The sequence below is a fragment of the Streptomyces sp. NPDC058464 genome (assembly GCF_042721035.1).
Taxonomy (GTDB): Bacteria; Actinomycetota; Actinomycetes; order Streptomycetales; family Streptomycetaceae; genus Streptomyces.
The window spans coordinates 45,397-63,523 of the sequence record NZ_JBHXMA010000052.1 but is presented as its reverse complement, the minus strand read 5'-3'; the positions used below and the strand labels follow the sequence as shown (position 1 = coordinate 63,523).

The 18,127-nt window shown below is 71.7% G+C and carries 17 protein-coding genes; 8 read left to right on the top strand and 9 right to left on the bottom strand.

All coding sequences use genetic code 11. From position 1 onward, the window contains the following. Positions 1–60: 60 nt before the first annotated feature. The 6 genes from ACFWPQ_RS44235 to ACFWPQ_RS44210 form a co-directional block, all read right to left on the bottom strand. On the bottom strand, positions 61–495 hold the full coding sequence (locus tag ACFWPQ_RS44235) for a PadR family transcriptional regulator (protein ID WP_384048556.1): 435 nt from the start codon (positions 493–495) through the stop codon (positions 61–63). 74 nt (positions 496–569) lie between these two features. Then, positions 570–1,439, bottom strand: a complete 870-nt coding sequence (locus ACFWPQ_RS44230; RefSeq protein WP_384048553.1) for a carbohydrate ABC transporter permease — start codon at positions 1,437–1,439, stop codon at positions 570–572. Continuing rightward, a complete protein-coding gene (locus ACFWPQ_RS44225; protein ID WP_384048551.1) occupies positions 1,436–2,398 on the bottom strand; it encodes a carbohydrate ABC transporter permease in 963 nt (320 codons plus the stop codon). Before ACFWPQ_RS44225 ends, ACFWPQ_RS44230 begins: the two co-directional genes overlap by 4 nt. Beyond that, on the bottom strand, positions 2,392–3,741 hold the full coding sequence (locus ACFWPQ_RS44220) for an extracellular solute-binding protein (RefSeq protein WP_384048548.1): 1,350 nt from the start codon (positions 3,739–3,741) through the stop codon (positions 2,392–2,394). Before ACFWPQ_RS44220 ends, ACFWPQ_RS44225 begins: the two co-directional genes overlap by 7 nt. Beyond that, on the bottom strand, positions 3,738–4,727 hold the full coding sequence (locus tag ACFWPQ_RS44215) for a GNAT family N-acetyltransferase (RefSeq protein ID WP_384048545.1): 990 nt from the start codon (positions 4,725–4,727) through the stop codon (positions 3,738–3,740). The genes ACFWPQ_RS44220 and ACFWPQ_RS44215 overlap by 4 nt, the downstream gene beginning before the upstream one ends. A gap of 83 nt (positions 4,728–4,810) precedes the next feature. Then, positions 4,811–6,007 (bottom strand): exo-beta-N-acetylmuramidase NamZ domain-containing protein, encoded by a 1,197-nt coding sequence (locus ACFWPQ_RS44210; RefSeq protein ID WP_384048542.1) that lies wholly within the window; start codon positions 6,005–6,007, stop codon positions 4,811–4,813. Positions 6,008–6,227: 220 nt separating this feature from the next. On the opposite strand from ACFWPQ_RS44210, the gene ACFWPQ_RS44205 reads away from it, so the two are divergent. Continuing rightward, on the top strand, positions 6,228–8,681 hold the full coding sequence (locus ACFWPQ_RS44205) for an FG-GAP-like repeat-containing protein (protein ID WP_384048539.1): 2,454 nt from the start codon (positions 6,228–6,230) through the stop codon (positions 8,679–8,681). A 127-nt stretch (positions 8,682–8,808) separates the two neighbouring features. Then, a complete protein-coding gene (locus ACFWPQ_RS44200) occupies positions 8,809–8,997 on the top strand; it encodes a hypothetical protein (protein ID WP_384048536.1) in 189 nt (62 codons plus the stop codon). On the opposite strand, the gene ACFWPQ_RS44195 is transcribed toward ACFWPQ_RS44200, so the two are convergent. Beyond that, positions 8,960–9,358 carry a hypothetical protein gene (locus tag ACFWPQ_RS44195; RefSeq protein WP_384048533.1) on the bottom strand — a complete coding sequence of 133 codons (399 nt, stop codon included), beginning with the start codon at positions 9,356–9,358 and terminating at the stop codon, positions 8,960–8,962. The genes ACFWPQ_RS44200 and ACFWPQ_RS44195 overlap by 38 nt on opposite strands. Positions 9,359–9,607: 249 nt before the next feature. Here ACFWPQ_RS44195 and ACFWPQ_RS44190 point away from each other — a divergent pair, with 249 nt between their 5' ends. Further along, the gene (locus ACFWPQ_RS44190; RefSeq protein WP_384048530.1) at positions 9,608–9,922 is read left to right on the top strand and encodes a hypothetical protein; all 315 of its coding nucleotides are present in this window, start codon (positions 9,608–9,610) and stop codon (positions 9,920–9,922) included. Between the two features lie 113 nt (positions 9,923–10,035). Here ACFWPQ_RS44190 and ACFWPQ_RS44185 read toward each other — a convergent pair whose 3' ends face one another. Next, on the bottom strand, positions 10,036–10,665 hold the full coding sequence (locus ACFWPQ_RS44185) for a LysE family translocator (protein WP_384048527.1): 630 nt from the start codon (positions 10,663–10,665) through the stop codon (positions 10,036–10,038). A 109-nt stretch (positions 10,666–10,774) separates the two neighbouring features. Here ACFWPQ_RS44185 and ACFWPQ_RS44180 point away from each other — a divergent pair, with 109 nt between their 5' ends. The 5 genes from ACFWPQ_RS44180 to ACFWPQ_RS44160 all read left to right on the top strand — a co-directional run bounded on the left by ACFWPQ_RS44180 (position 10,775) and on the right by ACFWPQ_RS44160 (position 17,359). Beyond that, positions 10,775–11,710 (top strand): LysR family transcriptional regulator, encoded by a 936-nt coding sequence (locus tag ACFWPQ_RS44180; protein ID WP_384048524.1) that lies wholly within the window; start codon positions 10,775–10,777, stop codon positions 11,708–11,710. Between the two features lie 170 nt (positions 11,711–11,880). Continuing rightward, positions 11,881–13,326 carry a glyceraldehyde-3-phosphate dehydrogenase gene (locus ACFWPQ_RS44175; protein ID WP_384048521.1) on the top strand — a complete coding sequence of 482 codons (1,446 nt, stop codon included), beginning with the start codon at positions 11,881–11,883 and terminating at the stop codon, positions 13,324–13,326. Positions 13,327–13,506: 180 nt separating this feature from the next. Next, positions 13,507–15,030, top strand: coding sequence for an alpha-N-arabinofuranosidase (locus ACFWPQ_RS44170; protein WP_384048518.1), 1,524 nt, complete (start codon positions 13,507–13,509; stop codon positions 15,028–15,030). Positions 15,031–15,047: 17 nt separating this feature from the next. Further along, positions 15,048–16,349: a glycoside hydrolase family 27 protein gene (locus ACFWPQ_RS44165; protein ID WP_384048515.1), complete on the top strand. Its 1,302-nt coding sequence runs from the start codon at positions 15,048–15,050 to the stop codon at positions 16,347–16,349. A gap of 2 nt (positions 16,350–16,351) precedes the next feature. After that, positions 16,352–17,359, top strand: a complete 1,008-nt coding sequence (locus tag ACFWPQ_RS44160) for a LacI family DNA-binding transcriptional regulator (protein WP_384048512.1) — start codon at positions 16,352–16,354, stop codon at positions 17,357–17,359. A gap of 22 nt (positions 17,360–17,381) precedes the next feature. Here ACFWPQ_RS44160 and ACFWPQ_RS44155 read toward each other — a convergent pair whose 3' ends face one another. Further along, positions 17,382–18,098 carry a class F sortase gene (locus tag ACFWPQ_RS44155; protein ID WP_384048509.1) on the bottom strand — a complete coding sequence of 239 codons (717 nt, stop codon included), beginning with the start codon at positions 18,096–18,098 and terminating at the stop codon, positions 17,382–17,384. Between the last annotated feature and the right edge of the window lie 29 nt (positions 18,099–18,127).

Below are 18,127 nucleotides of genomic sequence, written 5' to 3'. Positions count from 1 at the left end.
TCAAGGGAGGTGGCCGCGTGGCGCCCCGTCGGATCGCTGGATCGCCGGAATCGACCCGGATCACTGGTCCATCAGGATCCGGTACAGCGTCTGGCGGGCGCCGCGGACGACGGCGATCGCCTCCTCCAGCTGCTCCGGGGACGCCTCCGAGGCCGACACCTGGCGGGCGGCGGCCTTCAGCCGCTCCATCTCCGTCCGCAGCGGTGAGTGGTGCACGTCCGGGGAGTACGGCCCCGGCTCCGCGGTGCCGACCCGCTGCTGAAGAGCGTGCTCCCGGCCGGCTTCCGTCAACGCGAAGACCTTACGGCCCTGGGCTTCCCGCCCCTCGACGAGTCCGCTGTCCACGAACGACTGCAGCAGCGGGTACACGGACCCGGGGCTCGGGCGCCATGTCCCGCCGCTGGCGGCCTCCAGACGGTCCATCAGTTCGTAGCCGTGCGCGGGGCCGTCCGGCAGGGCGGTGAGAAGCAGGTTCGGGACTCTGCCGCGGCGCATACGGCGCCCTTCGCCCCCGCGGTCGCGACCACCTCTGTGCATTCCGCTTATCGATACATCGTGAGAGGCCGCTCTCACTTGAGGCCGCTGAGCATGACGCCCCGGATGTAGTACTTCTGCAGCAGCAGGAAGAGGACCAGGACGGGCAGGACGCTGAGGACCAGGCCGGCCATGACGATGGGCAGCGTGCGGGTCGGGTCCACGTAGTCCTGGAGGAACTGGATCCCGACGGGCAGGGTCATCACGTCCGGGTTGGCGGTCGAGACGAGCAGGGCCCAGATGTACTCGTTCCAGGCGTCGACGAAGGTCAGCAGGCCGAGGGTGACCAGGACCGGCTTGGTCTGCGGGACGACGATCCGCCACCACACGGTGAACTCGCCGGCGCCGTCGATGCGCGCGGCCTCCAGTACCTCGTCCGGGATCGACACCATGAACTGGCGCGTGAGGAAGATCCCGAAGCTGCTGACGAGGAACGGCATGGCGAGCGCCACGATGCTGACGGTCAGGCCCGCGCCGCCGCGCCCGAGCAGGTCGTTGCCGCCCGCCAGCGGCCAGTGCACGAGGATCAGGAAGTGCGGGATGAAGAAGAGGAACGGCGGGAACATCATCGTCGACAGCACGAGACGGAAGACGAAGTCGCGGCCGGGGAAGCGGAGTTTGGCGAGCGCGTAGCCGGCGAGGGACGAGGTGAGCAGCACCGAACCGGTGATCGTGCCGGTGGCGACGACGCTGTTGCGGAAGAGCACCGGCAGATCGAGCTGCTGGACCGCCGCCCGGTAGTTGGACAGGTCGAAGGCCCTCGGCAGGAACCGGTAGGGCAGCGTGCCCGCCTCGTCCGGGCCCTTGAAGGACGTCATCAGCATGTCGGCGAACGGCACCACGGTGAGGACCGCACCGGTGACGACCAGCAGATACGACAGCCACGGGAAACGGCGGCGGATCACGCGTCCTCCCCCTTGCGCCGGAAGAGCCACAACTGCACCAGCGTGACCGCCAGGACCACCGCGAACAGCACGAAGGCGGCGGCGCTCGCGGTACCCCAGTCGCCGTAGGAGAAGGCCTGCCGGTACATCTCCAACGCGGCCACGTCGGTCGCGTCGCCCGGTCCGCCCTTGGTCATGACGATGATCAGCGCGAAGGACTGGAGGCCGGTGAGGAACTGGGTGACGCACACGAACAGCAGGGACGGCCGCAGCAGGGGCACCGTGATCCGCCAGAAGACGGTCAGGGTCCCGGCGCCGTCGAGCGCGGCGGCCTCGTAGTACGACTCGGGGATGGACTTCAGTCCTGCGGTCAGGACGAGGATCGCCGAGCCGACGGAGGCCCAGGCCTGGACGACCACGACCGACGGCAGCGCGGTGTCCGGGTCCTGGAGGAAGGCGACCGAGCCGAGCCCGACGGCGTTGAGGACGCCGTTGACGAGGCCGCCCGGCTGGTACATGTACTTCCAGACGTTCCCGACGGCGACGACGGTCGTGACGATCGGCAGGAAGTACAGGGTGCGCCACAGACCCTGGAACCGCAGCCGGTCGATGCAGGTGGCCACGGTCACGGAGCCGGCGAGAGCGAGGGCCACCGTGCCCAGGGCGAAGAGAAGGGTGTTGGTGAGGATCGGGGCCAGGAAGGTGGCGCCGTCGGCGAACAGGCCGGCGAAGTTGTCCAGGCCGACCGGGTCGATGTGGCCGAGGTCGAACCCGGCCCAGCGGGACGTCGACAACAGCACCGCGAAGCCGAGCGGCAGGGCGAGGAAGACGGCGTAGAACAGCAGCGTCGGCGCCAGGAAGAGGTAGGCGACGACGGCCTGGCGACGACGGTTCCGGGCGTGGACGCGGACTCCGACGGCGGCGGCCCGCTCGCGCGCGGCCCGCTCGGCGGACTCGGGTGCCAGGGTGGCGTTCACCATGACCGCGCCACCTCCTGGTCGACCTGGCGGCGGGTGGCGCGCAGGGCCTCGTCGACCGTCTGCTGGCCGGTCCACAGGGCCTCGATGTTCTTGCGCAGCAGCGACTTGGCCTGCTGCGCGCCCGGCACGTTCGGTTCGGGTACGGCGTACGCCAGCGCGTCCAGGAACGGGTGCAGGTTCGGGTCGCCGCCCGCGCCGAGGAGTGTCCCCATGTCGTCGGCGCGGCCGGTCAGGGAGCCGACCGACGCCTGCAGGGCGCTCATCCGGGTCGCGCCGCGCACCTTGTCGGCATTGAGCCAGCGCAGGAACTCCCAGGCTTCGCGCGCGTGTTCGCTGGCGGTGTTGACGCCGAGCATGAAGCCGGTGGAGAGCGTGGCGCGTCTGGCGTCCGCCTCGGGGAGCGGCACGGGGGCGACGCCGACCTCCCGGTAGGCGGTGCCCATCAGCGCCTTGAGGTTCGTGGTCCACCAGCCGGCGCTGATCACCATGGCGACCTGTCCGGAGGCGAACGCCTGGTAGACGTTGACGCCGGGGGCGCTCGCGCCCCGGTCGACGAGGCGGCGCTCCAGGTCGAACACGGCGCGGCCGGCCGGTGAGTCGATGGCGGTGCTCCTGCCGTCCGCCGAGACGAACCGCCCGCCGGCGGCGTTGAGCAGGGCGAGGGTCTGGCCGACGGTCGTGGAGTCGTCGAAGGTGGAGAGGCCGAATCCCTGGACCAGGGTGTTGCCGTACCGGTCCTGCCGGGCGGTGCGGTACGCGGCCGCCTCCAGCTCCGGCCAGGTGCGCGGCGGGCCGTCGACACCGGCCTCGCGCAGCAGCCGCCTGTTGTAGTAGAGGGCGTACGTCTGCATCTCGGTGGGGTAGCCGTAGACCTTGCCCCCGACGGATGCGGAGCCGGCCGCGGCGGCGCCGTAGGCGCGGCCGATCTCCTCGGCGTGTTCGGGCGGTGCCGGGCGCAGCACGCCGGCCCGGACGAGCTGGCCGTTCCACAGGCAGTACGGGTGCAGGATGTCCGTGCCCTGGCCGGCGGCCTGCCGGACCATGAAGGTGGTCAGCAGGTCGGTGAACTCGACCGCTTTCGTCCGCACCTTGACCCGGTCGTGCAGGGCGTTCCACTCGTCCACCGGGCGCTGCAGTGCCTGCTTGAGCTCGCCGCTCGCGTAGTGGGAGAGGAGGGTGAGGACGATCGGATCGCCGGGCCGCCCGGTGCCCCGGTGCGGCGCGGCACAGCCGGAGACGAGGAGCGCCGAGGGCAGTGCGAGCGCGAAGTGACGCCGGCTCAGTGATCGGCTCAGTGATCGGCTCAGTGATCGGCTCAGTGGTCGGCTCAGTGGCGGTGTCACCGGGCGGCCTCCCTGCGCATCACCTTGAACACCCGGGTCGTGGTGAAGCCGCTCTTGCGGTAGAGGTGGCCCGCCGGGGACTCCGCGCCGGTCCACAGGAACCACGCGGAGTGCGCGCGCAGCGCCCGCATCCGCTCCAGGACCAGGTGGAGCAGGACCTCGCCGAGTCCGGTGCCGCGCATCTCCTCCAGCACGCCGATCGGGCCGAACCGTTCGTCGACCGAGTCGAACGCGCCGTGCATGGCCCAGCCGACCATGCGGCCCCCGGGGTCGCGGGCCACGACGATCCGGTCGAGCGGTGTGCCCGCGGTGAGGCAGGCCCGGATCGTGGCCGCCCAGTCCGGCCCGAAGTGGCTCCCGGCCAGGGCGAGGAGGTCCACCAGGTCGTCGTCGGCCGGGGTGGTGAACCGGTAGCCCCGCGCGGTCAGTTCGGCAACCCGGAGCGCGATGTCGTCCGGGAGGCGGTAGCCGACCAGGCGGCGGTCCATCGCCGCTGCCTCGTACAGGGTGCGAAAGCCCAGGGAGTCCAGCAGCCCGGCCGCCTCCGGGTAGGCCTCGGTGTCGAGGCCGGGGAAGACGTAGTTCGGGGTGTAGGAGGAGAAGTCCACCCGGGTACGGCCGTGGCCGTGCAGCCAGTCGAGGGCCTCGGTGAGCAGCCGGCGGCCGAGGCCGTGCCCGCGGGCGCCCGGGGCGACGAAGAAGAACGGGATCCAGCCCTGCTCCGGCTCCAGGTCGGTGCCGGCCATCGGGGTCAGCCGGCGCACCGCGTAGGCGGCGCCGACGACCCGCTCGCCGTCGACGGCGACCCGCAGCCCCTCCGGGTCGAAGTTGGGGTCGAGCAGTACCAGGGAGCGGAAGCGGTCCGGGGTGACGGGGTCGGCCGGCGCGCTGCGCCGCCATGCCTCCACCAGCTGCGGCCCGTCGCCCGCGCGGAAGGCGCGGATCCCGGCCCGGTTCGTCGTCGTGAGAGTCGTGAGATCGGTCATCGACGGGGTGTCCTTCCGAGCGGGACGGCAGGTGTCGAGGAGGGAGCGGCAGGTCTCGGCGCTCGCGGATACGGCGGTGGGTCTCAGGGGTAGAGCAGCGCGTCGTCGCCGGCCCAGCGGGCGGGCGGGGACGGCGGGTCGCACAGCGGCAGCGGGTCCTCGCCCGCGTCGACGGTGCGCCGCAGCCGGTCGGACCCCCACAGCAGGTCGACGAAGTGCCGGTGACCGGTCCCCTCGGCGCCGCCGTCCGTGGTGTGCCAGGCGAAGTCGTCCGGGTGCAGCCGCCGCAGCACGGCGAGCATCGCGACGGCGGTGCGTACGGGCGCGAACGCCGTGCGGTCGGTGATGTGGAGCTGGACCCCGCGCAGTTGCCGTCCGGCGTGTTTGTGGAAGGCCGGTACGAACCGCAGGTCGCGGAAGTGCACGCCGGGCAGGGCGAGTTCGGCGAGCGCGGGGGCGAACCGGGAGTCCAGGTAGGGGGCGCCGACGATCTCGAAGGGCTGGGTGGTGCCCCGGCCCTCCGAGAGGTTCGTGCCCTCGAAGAGGCAGGTGCCGGGGTACACGGTGGCGGTGGCGGGCGTCGGGATGTTCGGCGAGGGTGCGATCCAGGGCAGCCCGGTGGCGTGGGCGTCCATGGCGCGCCGCCAGCCGAGGGCCTCGATCACCGTCAGGTCGGCCGCGCGGCCCGCCGCCCGGGGCACGGCCGAGGCGTTCAGCCACCGGGCGAGTTCGCCGCAGGTCAGGCCGTGCCGGACGGGGATCGGGGCACGTCCGACGAAGCCGGCCCACGCCGGTTCCAGCAGCGGGCCCTCGCTGACGAGTCCGCCGAGCGGGTTGGGCCGGTCGGCGACCACGAACCGGATGCCGGTGCGGGCCGCCGAGACCATCAGGTCGAACATGGTCCACACGTACGTGTAGTACCGGGCACCGATGTCCTGCAGGTCGTGGACCAGGGCGTCGACACCGCTGTCGATCAGCAGCTTGTCCAGCCGCTCGCCGTCGCGGCGGTAGGTGTCGTGGACCGGCAGGCCGGTGTCGGGGTCGGACCGGGCGGTCTCGCTCTCGCCGGCCTGGCCGGTCCCGTGCAGCCCGTGTTCGGGACCGAACAGGGCGACCAGCGGCGCTCCGGCCGCGAGCAGCGCGGGTGCGGCCGGACGCAGGTCGGACAGGACACCGGTGTGGTTGGTCACCAGTCCCAAGCGGCCGGGCCCGGCGAGTCCGGGCGCCGCGTGCAGCCGCGCGATCCCGGTCGTCACCGCGACGCGGTCGTCCGTACTCATTCCTTGCTCCGTCTGCCGGGTGACGCCTCCGCCAAGCAATGTTCTGGAATTTACTCTTATGTCGCGTAATTCCGGCAGTGAATCGCCGACGGTTCACAGGCCCCGCGCGTCACCCGCTCATTCGCGTCGACCATCTGATCAACTTCCTTCACCGTTCCCTCACTTACCTCCTAAGCTGCGCATCGGGGAGCAAGCGCTCCCACGGGGAGGGAACACACACATGGGCAGATCCGCCCTGCCGTCGGGCCGCCTGCGCGCCACGGCCACCGCACTCGTCACCGTCTCGCTGGCCCTCGGGGCCACCTCGCTGCCTGCCACCGCCTCGGATCTGAGCACGGTCCCGCCGTGGAACACCGCCGTCCCGCTGTCCACCACCTACAGCGTCCCGCAGGATGTCGTCGTCCGTCCCGACGGGAGCGCCGTGGCCGCCTGGACCGACGGCAGCCAGACGCTGTACACCGCCACGCGCGCGGCCGGCACCGACGCCTGGAGCACGCCGGTGCGGTTCAGCGGCTCCTACATCACCGAGGCACGGCTGGTGACACGGACCGACGGAACGGTCGCCGTGCTGTGGGTCGACGACGGCTACCACCTGCTCGGCTCGGTGCTGACCGCCGGCACCTGGTCGTCGCCCCACGAACTGTTCGACGGCGACAACAAGCTGACGTTGTCCCAGATCGATGTCGCCGAGGGCCCGAACGGCCAGGTCGCCGCCGTCTGGACCGCCACGCCGTACACCTACTCGGACTCCTCCGAGGTGTATGCCGCCGCCCTCGGCAGTGACGGCACCTGGGCCGCCGCCGAGCAGGTCAGCGACGCGGCCGGGCATGCCGGCGCCTACGGCGACGTCGACGCCACGCACCCCGAGGTCGCGGTCGACGCGCACGGCGGACTCGTCGTGTCGTACGCGATGGAGGACGAGTCGTACAAGACGGCCTACGCGATGACCACCGCCCGGCCGTACGGCGGCACCTGGCAGACCCCGGCCCAGCTGAGCAACACCCCGCTCGCCGCCTCCGCCCATCCGACCCTGGCCACCGACGCGTCCGGCTCGGTCGACCTGCTGTGGCGGTTCGGCACGGCCACGGCCCAGACCTTCGAGCTGGTACGCCGCCAGGACGCGAACTCCGCGTGGGGGGCCGCGACCTCGCTCGTGAGCGGTGTCGGTGCCGAGGGGGATCCCGAACCGCTGGTCGCACCGAACGGGAACGCGACCGTCGTCTGGGCCGACCCGGAAGCGGGCGCGGTGCGCACCGTGACGCGCTACGCCGGCTCGACGTGGACGGCCTCCTCGACCCTCTCCACCGGCCCCGTCTCCGACGCCTACGAGGTCCGTACCGCCATGGCGGCGGACGGGTCGGTCCACGCGGTGTGGCGCGAGAACGGCGCGACCGCTGCCACCAAGCGGCTGATGGAGGCCACATTCGACGGCGAGCGGAACATCTGGACGGCCGCCCGCACGGTCCAGGGCCCGCTCACGGCCGTCAACCGCGCCCGGATCGCGGCTGCCTCGCTCACCGACGCCACCGCGGTGTGGACCGGGTCGGCCGGCCTGTCGGCAGCCCGCACCACGTTCCCCAGGCTCACGGTCGACTCGTCGTCCGTGCCCGCGACGGCGAACTTCCGGACCACCTCGTCCTGGGCGCCGAAGTGGCAGCTCAACGGCCCGGTCACCGCATGGCAGATCACCCTCACCGACCCGGCCGGACGCACCGTGCGCACCCTCACGGGCACCCCCGGCAGCAGCACGGTCGCCGCCTCCTGGAACGGCCGCACCACATCCGGCGCCCGGGCTGTCAACGGCGACGTGACCTGGACCCTGACCGCCACCCAGCCGGGCTACTCGGGTACGGCGACCGTGGCGAGCGGCGTCCTGAAGGTGACCGGCTCGGTCCCCGCCCGCCACGACTACGGCGACGGATCCGGCGGCCTCCCCGACGGCAGCGGCGACCTGCTCACCCTCGACGGCAGCGGCCGGATCTGGCTCCACTACGGCACGCTCAACCACGTGCGGCAGATGGGCAGCGGCTGGCCCGTCACCGTCCGGCCGGTCGCCCTCGGCGACCTGAGCGGCGACGGCTGCAACGACGTCCTCGTCAGGCTGAGCAGCGGCGCGGTGCGCCTCTACAAGCCGGCCTGCGGCGGCGCCCTCAACCCGACGACGTCGCACACCACCCTGGCCACCGGCGGCTGGAACCAGTACGACGTCCTCACCTCCCCGGGCGACCTCACGAAGGACGGCCGCCCGGACCTCATCGCCCGGAGCGCGGCCACCGGCGCCGTCTACCTCTACAAGGGGACCAGCGCCGGAAAGCTGTCGGCACGCGTGAAGCTGTTCGCCGACTGGAAGACCTACAAGAAGGTCGTCGGCGCCGGGGACCTCAACGGCGACGGCATCGGCGACCTGCTGGCCCAGGACAGGTCGAACAACCTGTACCGCTACTACGGCAAGGGCGACGGCACCTTCTCCGCACGCGTGAAGATCGCCGCCGACTGGGGTGCCTCGTACAACGTGGTCCTCGGGATCGGCGACGTCACCGGAGACGGCAAGGCCGACCTGGTCGCCCGGGACACGGCGAACCGCCTCTACCGGCAGAACGGCACCGGGAAGGGCACGTTCGGCGCCCGGGTGCTGGTCAACGACGGCGGTTACGGCTACAAGGCGCTGTTCTGAGCCACCCCGCCGCCACCCGGCCACCGCCCGGTCCGCGGGAGCGGCCGTTCGGGGAACGGATTGCCCCGAAGGTGTGACGGCACCGGCCATGCCGACTCCCGCGCCCGTCAAGGACGTTGGAACAGGCATGGGCCACAGCGACGATCCCTCCTTCGCCCAGCTGTCCGACGCCTACTGGCTGGACAGTCCCCACCTGGGCGGGCGCGTCCCCGACCCGGCGCCCCGGGCTCCGGCGCCGGGCTTCGCGTGGCGGACCGCGATGGTCGGGCTGTCGGCGCTCACCGTCGCGGTCGCCCTGGTGGTGGCCTTCGTGTGAGCCCCCCGGCATCCACAAGAGGATCACGGTCGACGGCGACGGCCGGAGTCCAGACGGAGTCGTCGATGAGCTTGCCGCCGTAGCCGTACTCGACCTGGAAGCCGGAAGGCGTCTTCGAGTAGAAGGACAGCATCTCGTCGTTTTCCTCGTCGCCGGCGAGCACGGACCGCAGTACGGGCAGGTGGGAGACGATCGCGTCGCGGAGCGAGTCGTGGGTGTCGGGGTCGCCGCTCAGCTCGGGTATGTCCGCGCACAGTTGATCGGCGAGGCCCGCGAAACGGTCGTCGCCGTACCGGTCGAGCCAGCTCACGAAGGGTTCCAGTGTCGATGGCTCGTTGCTGTCGAGGTCGTCACCGGGCATATCGTCAGTATGACGCGCGGCGTCGTCGAGAGCGGCGCGGCGAGACGAAGGCCACACCGGCCATGAACCCGGTGTCACGACACGCCGGTGGATATCGCCCGGAAGTGGGACGTTTCCGTGTCGCCGGGGCATCCGGGGGCGATGACGGTGTGTGATGACGTCGGGTCTCGGGGTTTCCGCGGCCTGTTCTCACCGTTGTCACCGATGTCTCCGTTTTCACCGTTGTCGAACTTCACGAAGGACTTCACGATGCGTCTGCTCCGTCCGCTCGCCGTCGCTCTCGGCGGGCTTGCCCTCACCGTCATCACCGTGGGTCCGGCGGCCGCCGCCCAAGGGACGTTCGTCTGGGTGGGGCCGAAGGGCAAGGCGTACGCCATCCAGAACCCGCCGGACCGCAAGTGCCTCGACATGGCGCAGGAGGCGCGCGGGCCGCAGAACGCCACGAAGAAGGCGCTCGTCGTCTACAGCAAGCCGAAGTGCAAGGGCGCCACCCACCGGGTCGCCCCCGGACACTCGGCCTCCGGCAGCGTCCACTTCGCCAGCGTGGTGTTCAACCCCCGCTAGGACGAAGCCCGTTCAGCCCTCCGGTGGCGCCGCTCACGGCGGGGTGATCGGCGCCACCGGTCTGTGCGGGTGCGTCCGGCGCTGCTCTCCGGCACGGCATCCACCGGTTCCGGTCAGACTCCCCCGGCCACCGCCACGCCGAGCCCGCACAGCACCACCCCGGTGACGATGTTCAGGGCGCGCCGCACCGTCGGCCGGGACACCAGGGCCCGGCCCCGGCCGACGGCCCAGGTGAAGAGCAGGTACCAGCAGACGTTGACGACGGCCCAGAGGACGCCCAGCGCGATGCTGCTCAGCAGGACGGGACCGTCGGCCGTGACGAACTGGGGCAGCACCGACACGGCGAACACCCCGGCCTTCGGATTGCCCAGCGTCGTGCCCAGCCCGGCACCGTACGCGCCCCTGAGGCCGCCGGGGCCGCCGGTACCGTCACCCGGACCGGTCTCGGCGACGCCGTCCTTCGTCGCCGCGCGGAGGGTGGTGACCCCCAGCGCGAACAGCACCGCTCCACCCGCGATGCGCACCACCAGATAGGCGTGCGGGTTGGCCAGGAGCACCGCGGACAGGCCCACGGCGGCGGCGGTCGACCAGACGAGCAGCCCGGTGGCGTTGCCCGCGATGGTGGCCAGGGCGGGTCGTGGGCCGGACGTCAGGATCTGCCGGATCATCAGGGCCTGTCCGGCGCCCGGGAGCATGGCCAGCAGCCAGGTGGTGATCACGAACAGGGGCAGGTGGATGGGCACGGGTCGCCGACCTTCTCACTGGGGCGTGGTGGATGATCCACCACCAGGCTGGCGCGAGGGGTGCGTGAAGAGAAGTCAGAGCAGCTGCAGCCAGCATTAAGATTATTTAGTGACCTCGGATCCGGGACAGCTGCGTCTGCTCGCCATGATCGACCGCCACGGTTCGCTCGCCGGTGCCGCCCACGCCCTCGGCGTGACCCCGGCCGCGGTGACGCAGCAGGTGGCCCGGGCGGAGCGGGACTGGAACGCGCCGCTGGTGGTGCGCGGACCGCGCGGTGCGTCGCTCACGGCGGCCGGCGCGCTGCTCGCGGAGCACGGACGGGTCGTCGACGAGCAGACGGAACAGGCCGGGGAGCGGCTCGCCGCACTCCTCGGCCGCCTGTCGCTGCGACTGCGGGTGGGCGCCTTCCTGGCCGCCGCCCTGCATCTGCTCCCGCCGGCCCTGACCGCGCTGCGCCACCGGTACCCGAACGCCGACGTCTCGGTGGAGGACCTGTTGTCCGACCGCGGCGTCGAGCGGGTCACGACGGGCGAACTCGACGTCGCGGTGATCGCGTCCTGGGCGCTCCCCCCGGAGCCGCCCCCGAGCATCACCGTGCACACGCTGCTGCGGGACCCCATGGTCATCGTCCTGCCCGACGACCACCCCCTGGTCACCGGCTCCCCCGACGGCACGCCGCTGCGCCTGGAGCAGCTCCGGGACGAGTCCTGGGTGACCATCCTCGCCGGACACGCCGCCCGGGAGCAGCTCGACCGGGCGGCGACGGGCGCCGGGTTCACCCCCAGGATCCGGTTCCAGACGGCGTCGTACGACCTGGCCCAGGCCCTCGTCGGCACCGGCTACGGCGTCGCGCTCGTCTCCCGGCTGGCCCTGACCCGGGTGCCCGGGACCACGCACCGCCCGCTGGCCGACCCGGTGCTCCACCGCGACCTGCACGCCGTGACCCGGTCCGACACCACGCTGACCCCGCTGGCGGACGTCTTCCGGACCCTGCTGCTCGACGTGGCCGCCGATCTGAGGGGCGCCTGGTCGTCACCGGGGTGAGCGCGCGAGGGCCATGGCAGGGGCCGCGCCGCGGCACGGAGGTTTCGCGCGGTCTTCCGCACGGGTTCAGAACTTCGCGACCCGCATCACACCCGGACCCCCTTGATCGATCATTGACCGGCCGGTTTAGCATATGAGCGCCACCCAGCTCGATCGAGAGATTCAGGTCTGTGACTGTCAACGACGACTCGTTCACCAACTGGAAGAACCGCGAGGAGATCGCGGAGTCGATGATCCCGCTCATCGGGAAGCTGCACCGGGAGCAGGACGTGACGGTCCTCCTCCACAGCCGCTCCCTGGTGAACAAGTCGGTGGTCAGCATCCTCAAGACCCACCGCTTCGCCCGCCAGATCGACGGGGCCGAGCTCTCGGTCACGGAGACGATGCCGTTCCTGCAGGCGCTCACCACGCTCGACCTCGGCCCCTCCCAGATCGACATCGGCATGCTCGCCGCGACCTACAAGGCCGACGACCGGGGCCTGAGCGTCGAGGCGTTCACCGCCGAGGAGGTCGCCGGGGCCACCGGCGCCAACAAGATCGAACGCCGGGAGCCGCGGGACGTCGTCCTGTACGGCTTCGGCCGCATCGGCCGGCTGGTCGCCCGGCTGCTCATCGAGAAGGCCGGCTCGGGCAACGGCCTGCGCCTGCGAGCCATCGTGGTGCGCGGCGCGGGCGGCGAGGACATCGTCAAGCGCGCCTCGCTGCTGCGCCGCGACTCCATCCACGGCCAGTTCCAGGGCACGATCACCGTGGACGAGGAGAACAGCACGATCCTCGCCAACGGCAACGAGATCAAGGTGATCTACGCCGACGACCCGTCCCAGGTCGACTACACGACGTACGGCATCCGGAACGCGATCCTCATCGACAACACGGGCAAGTGGCGGGACCGCGAGGGCCTCTCCAAGCACCTGCGCCCCGGTATCGAGAAGGTCGTCCTGACCGCGCCGGGCAAGGGCGACGTCCCGAACATCGTGCACGGCGTGAACCACGACACCGTCAAGCCGGACGAGCAGATCCTGTCCTGCGCGTCCTGCACCACCAACGCGATCGTGCCGCCGCTGAAGGCGATGGCCGACGAGTACGGGGTGCTGCGCGGGCACGTGGAGACCGTGCACTCGTTCACCAACGACCAGAACCTGCTGGACAACTACCACAAGTCGGAGCGCCGCGGCCGGTCCGCGCCGCTCAACATGGTCATCACCGAGACCGGCGCCGCCTCCGCCGTCGCGAAGGCGCTGCCCGACCTCAAGGCGCGGATCACCGGCAGCTCCATCCGGGTCCCGGTGCCGGACGTGTCCATCGCCATCCTCAACCTGCAGCTGGCCCGCGAGGCCTCCCGCGAGGAGGTCCTCGACTACCTCCGCGAGGTGTCGCTGACCTCGCCGCTGAAGCGCCAGATCGACTTCATCACCGCCCCGGACGCGGTCTCCAGCGACTTCATCGGCTCCCGCCACGCGTCGATCGTCGACGCCGGCGCGCTCAAGGTGGAGGGCGACAACGCGATCCTCTACCTCTGGTACGACAACGAGTTCGGCTACTCCTGCCAGGTGGTCCGGGTCGTCCAGTACGTCTCCGGCGTCGAGTACCCGACGTTCCCGGCCACGGCGGTCTGACCCACCGCGTCCCCGACAGCCCGGCCCCCTCTGCTGCACGCAGAGGGGGCCGGGCTGTCCGCACTCACCGTCCGCACTCTTGACGCGATCACGGCCCGATGGCAGCTTTTTATCGATACAACCGATTTCACGAACTCTGTTCCATATATCGAACAACGCCATCCGGTCAGGAGTGCCCGCGTGCCCACCGCCACCGCGATCATCAACCTCGACATCGAGGGCCCGACGATCAGCCGCCACCTCTACGGCCACTTCGCCGAACACCTCGGCCGCTGCGTCTACGGCGGCTTCTGGGTCGGCGAGGACTCCCCGATCCCCCACGAGGGCGGCATCCGCCTGGACGTCGTCGAGGCGCTGCGCGCCCTGCACATCCCCAACCTGCGCTGGCCCGGCGGCTGTTTCGCCGACGAGTACCACTGGCAGGACGGCATCGGCCCGCGCGAGCAGCGCCCCCGGATGGTCAACACACACTGGGGCAACGTCGAGGAGAACAACCACTTCGGCACCCACGAGTTCATGGCCCTGTGCGAACTCCTCGGCGCCGAGCCCTACATCAGCGGCAACGTCGGCTCCGGCACCGTCCGGGAGATGAGCGAGTGGGTGGAGTACCTCACCCGGGACGGCGACAGCCCGATGGTGCGGCTGCGCAAGGAGAACGGCCGCGAGGAGCCCTGGCGGGTCAAGTACTGGGGCATCGGCAACGAGACCTGGGGCTGCGGCGGCAACATGCGCGCCGAGTACTCCGCCGACCTGGCCCGCCAGTACGCCACCTACTGCCGCGACCACGGCGACAACAAGCTCTACCGGATCGCCTCGGGCGCCTCCGACGCCGACTACAAGTGGACCGAGACGCTGATGCAGCAGATCAGCTGCTTCGGCTGCGAGGCCACCCCGAAGAACTTCTTCCAGGGCCTCTCCGTCCACTACTACACGCTGTCCGGCCCCTGGGAGGCCAAGGGCAGCGCCACCGATTTCACCGCCGACGACCACTACCGCACGATGCTGTCGGCCCGCCGCATCGACCGCATCCTCACCGGCCACTCCACGGTCATGGACGTCTACGACCCGGGGCGTACCGTCGGCCTGGTCCTGGACGAGTGGGGCACCTGGTGGGACGTGGAGCCCGGCACCAACCCCGGCTTCCTCTTCCAGCAGAACACCCTGCGCGACGCGCTGGTGGCGAGCACCCACTTCGACATCTTCCACCGGCACGCCGCCCGCCTGCACATGGCCAACATCGCCCAGACCGTCAACGTCCTGCAGGCCATGCTCCTCACCGACGGCGACGCCCTGGTCCTGACCCCGACGTACCACGTCTTCGAGATGAACAAGGGCCACCAGGACGCCACCTCGCTCCCCGTGCACCTGCGCGGCGAAGGCACGCGGCGCACGGTCGGGGACGGAGAGCTGGAGACGGTGTCCGCCTCCGCCAGCGTCAAGGACGGCACCGTCCTGATCTCGCTGAGCAACCTGGACGCCGAGGAACCCACCGAGGTCACCCTCGACCTGCGTGGCGGCACCCTCGGCAAGCCGGCCGCCCGGATCCTCACCGCCGACAAGCTCCAGGCCCACAACACCCCCGAGGCGTCGACGGCCGTCGCCCCCCGGGCGTTCGACGGCGTGTCGGTGACCGGCGGCGGACTGCGGCTCACCCTCCCACCGCACTCGTTCGTGACCGTCCAGGCTCCCCTGAACCAGCGCTGACCGGCAGGAGTGCGCACATGACCCGACCCGCACGTCCGCTGCCCGCCCGTCACCTGCGGCCGCCGATGGGCTGGAACAGCTGGGACTGCTACGGCACCACGGTCACCGAGGAGGAGGTCCTCGCCAACGCCGAGTTCATGCGCGAGCACCTGCTCCCGCACGGCTGGGACACCGTCGTCGTCGACATCCAGTGGTACGAGCCCACCGCCCGCGCCCACGGCTACAACCCGGACGCCCCACTCGTCCTCGACGGCCACGGCCGCCAGCTCCCCGCCCCCAACAGGTTCCCGTCGGCCGCGGGCGGGGCGGGGTTCGGCCCGCTGGCCGCGCGGGTGCACGGCATGGGCCTGCGGTTCGGCCTGCACATCATGCGGGGCATCCCACGCCGCGCGGTGGAGGCCGCACTGCCCGTGCTCGGAACGGGGTTCACCGCCGCGGAGGTGGCCGACACGGACTCCGTGTGCCCCTGGAACTCCGACAACTACGGCCTGGACCACGACCACCCCGGCGCGCAGGCCTACTACGACTCCCAGGTCGCCCAGTTCGCCGCCTGGGGCGTCGACTTCGTCAAGGCCGACGACATGCTCTTCCCGTACCACGAGCGGGAGATCGCCGCCTACGCGCGGGCGATCGAACGCAGCGGGCGGGCCATCGAACTGAGCCTCTCCCCCGGTACCGACATGTCCCTCGCCCGCCTGGACCACCTGCGGGAGCACGCCACCATGTGGCGGGTCTGCGACGACCTGTGGGACCGCTGGGAGGACGTCGAGGCGCAGTTCGCGCGGATGGCGCGCTGGGCCCCCTGGCAGGGCGGGCAGGGCTGGGCGGACGCCGACATGCTGCCGCTCGGGCACATCGGGATCCGCGCCGAGCGCGGCGCGGACCGCCAGTCGGCCCTCACCCGGCCCGAGCAGGTCAGCCTGCTCACCCTCTGGCTGATCTCCCGCTCCCCGCTGATGATGGGCGGCGACCTGCCCACCTCCCCGCCCGAGACCATCGGGCTGCTCACCAACGACGAGGCCCTCGGCGTCCTGTGGCACAGCACCGGCAACCAGGAGGTGCTCCGGGAGCGGGACCTGGTGCTGTGGACCGCCCGGGACACCGACGGGCACACCCGGTACGCGGCGGTGTTCTCGCTCGCCGACGAGGAGCGGCGCTTCGAGGTGCCGCTGGGGTCGGTCGGAGGGACCCCGCACGACCGCGTCCGGGAGCTGTGGACCCACACCGACACCGCGCACGACGGCCGGCGGCTGGTGGCCGTGCTGCCCGCCCACGGTGCCGCCCTCTATCGTCTTGCCGAGGACGGCCGGCGGGAGTGAGTGTGGCGACGATCCAGGACGTGGCGAAGGCCGCCGGGGTGTCGGCGATGACCGTCTCCAACGTGATCAACGGACACCCCAACGTCCGCCCGGCCACCCGGGAACGCGTCCTGGAGGCGGTGGACCGGCTCGGCTACCGGGTCAACGTGGCCGCCCGCAACCTGCGCAGGGGCCGTACCGGCACCATCGGCCTGGCCGTGCCCGAGATCAACCGCCCCTACTACGGCCGGCTGGCCGCCTCGATCATCGCGGCGGCCGCCCGGCACGGCCTGCGGGTGAGCATCGAGCAGACCGGCGCCCGCCGGGAGAACGAGCTGGCGGCCCTGTCCCTGTCCCGCAACCGGCTCTACGACGGCCTCATCCTGAGCACGGTCGGCATGGGCCCGGCCGACGTCGGGGCGCTCGACGTCGACCATCCGGTGGTGATCCTGGGCGAGCGGATCTTCGGCGGGCCCGTCGACCATGTCGCCATGCCGAACGAGGCCGCCTCCGAGGCCGCGACCCGCCATCTCGTCGAGCGGGGCTGCCGGCGGATCGCGATCGTGTGCGGGCCGCTGGGCGGCGAGGCCGACGTGTCGAGCCTGCGGCACACCGGGTATCTGCGGGCGCTGGCCGCCGCGGGGCTGCCGGCGGCCCCGGAGCTGGTGGTGACCACCGGGTCGCTCACCATGCAGGACGCCGCCCGCGGCATCCGGGGGCGGATGGCGGACGGCCTGCGCTTCGACGGGGTGTTCGGTGTGACGGACACGGTGGCCATGGGCGTGCTGCGCGCCCTCGCCGACGCCGGGGTCCGGGTGCCGGAGCAGGTCAGGGTGATCGGCTTCGACAACGTCGACGAGAGCGCGTATCTCGTGCCCTCCCTGTCCACCGTCGACCCGGACCACGACCTGATGGCCGAACGCGCGGTCGCCCTGCTGGCGGCGCGCATCGACCGGGGCGGGCCGGGACCGGGGCGGGAGGAGTTCACCGGACCGTTCCGCCTGGTGGTGCGGGAGTCCACGGGCGGCTGACCGCGCGTCCCCCGGTGCGCTGTCAGACCAGGTGGCCGAAGACCACCAGGTTCTCCGTGTAGTCCTTGACGTCGTGGTCGTAGTCGCCGGCGCAGGTGATCAGGCGCACCTCGGGGCGGCGGGTGTCCGCGTAGACGCGCTCGCTGGGGAAGTCGTCCTTCGCGAAGGTGTCGGCGTCGTCGACCACGAAGTTCGCGTCCGTGCCGTCGGCCCGGCTCACCGTGAAGCGGTCGCCCCGCTGCAGTTCGTCCAGCCTGACGAAGACGGCCGCCGAGGTCCTGGTGTCGACGTGGCCCGCGATGATCGCGGTGCCGGCCTCGCCGGGCGCCGCGCCCCTGGAGTACCAGCCGACGAGGTTGGTGTTGTCGGCCGGCGGGGGCTGGAGCTGGCCCGTGGAGCCGATGGTGAGGACGGTGAAGGGGGCGTCGACGGAGATCTTCGGGATGAGCAGGCGGGTCGGCGTGGACCGGGGCAGCGCCGCACCGGCCTGGCGCGGGTCGGCGGAGGGGACGGCATCGGTGGTCCCGGGCCGGGTGGTGCCGGTGGTGTCGGAGCCTTTGGTGTGTCCGCCGATCAGCGCCACGGCCAGGAGCAGGACGGCGATGCCCCACACGGGCAGCCGGCCGCCGCGCGGGCCGTTGCCGGGGCTGTCCTGGTCGTCCGGGCCGTCGGGGTCGTCGGGGTTCTGCGAGGCAGGGTTCGGGGTGGCGGTGTTCGGGGTGGCGGGGCCAGCTGCCATCGGAGGTCACCTTTCTGGGGCACGGCAGC

Coding starts and splice junctions, on each gene's coding strand:
- ACFWPQ_RS44205 (WP_384048539.1), top strand. CDS start 6,228: ATGGGCAGATCCGCCCTGCCGTCGGGCCGCCTGCGCGCCACGGCCACC.
- ACFWPQ_RS44210 (WP_384048542.1), bottom strand. CDS start 6,007: ATGAGTACGGACGACCGCGTCGCGGTGACGACCGGGATCGCGCGGCTG.
- ACFWPQ_RS44200 (WP_384048536.1), top strand. CDS start 8,809: ATGGGCCACAGCGACGATCCCTCCTTCGCCCAGCTGTCCGACGCCTAC.
- ACFWPQ_RS44215 (WP_384048545.1), bottom strand. CDS start 4,727: ATGACCGATCTCACGACTCTCACGACGACGAACCGGGCCGGGATCCGC.
- ACFWPQ_RS44195 (WP_384048533.1), bottom strand. CDS start 9,358: ATGCCCGGTGACGACCTCGACAGCAACGAGCCATCGACACTGGAACCC.
- ACFWPQ_RS44155 (WP_384048509.1), bottom strand. CDS start 18,098: ATGGCAGCTGGCCCCGCCACCCCGAACACCGCCACCCCGAACCCTGCC.
- ACFWPQ_RS44165 (WP_384048515.1), top strand. CDS start 15,048: ATGACCCGACCCGCACGTCCGCTGCCCGCCCGTCACCTGCGGCCGCCG.
- ACFWPQ_RS44225 (WP_384048551.1), bottom strand. CDS start 2,398: ATGGTGAACGCCACCCTGGCACCCGAGTCCGCCGAGCGGGCCGCGCGC.
- ACFWPQ_RS44235 (WP_384048556.1), bottom strand. CDS start 495: ATGCGCCGCGGCAGAGTCCCGAACCTGCTTCTCACCGCCCTGCCGGAC.
- ACFWPQ_RS44190 (WP_384048530.1), top strand. CDS start 9,608: ATGCGTCTGCTCCGTCCGCTCGCCGTCGCTCTCGGCGGGCTTGCCCTC.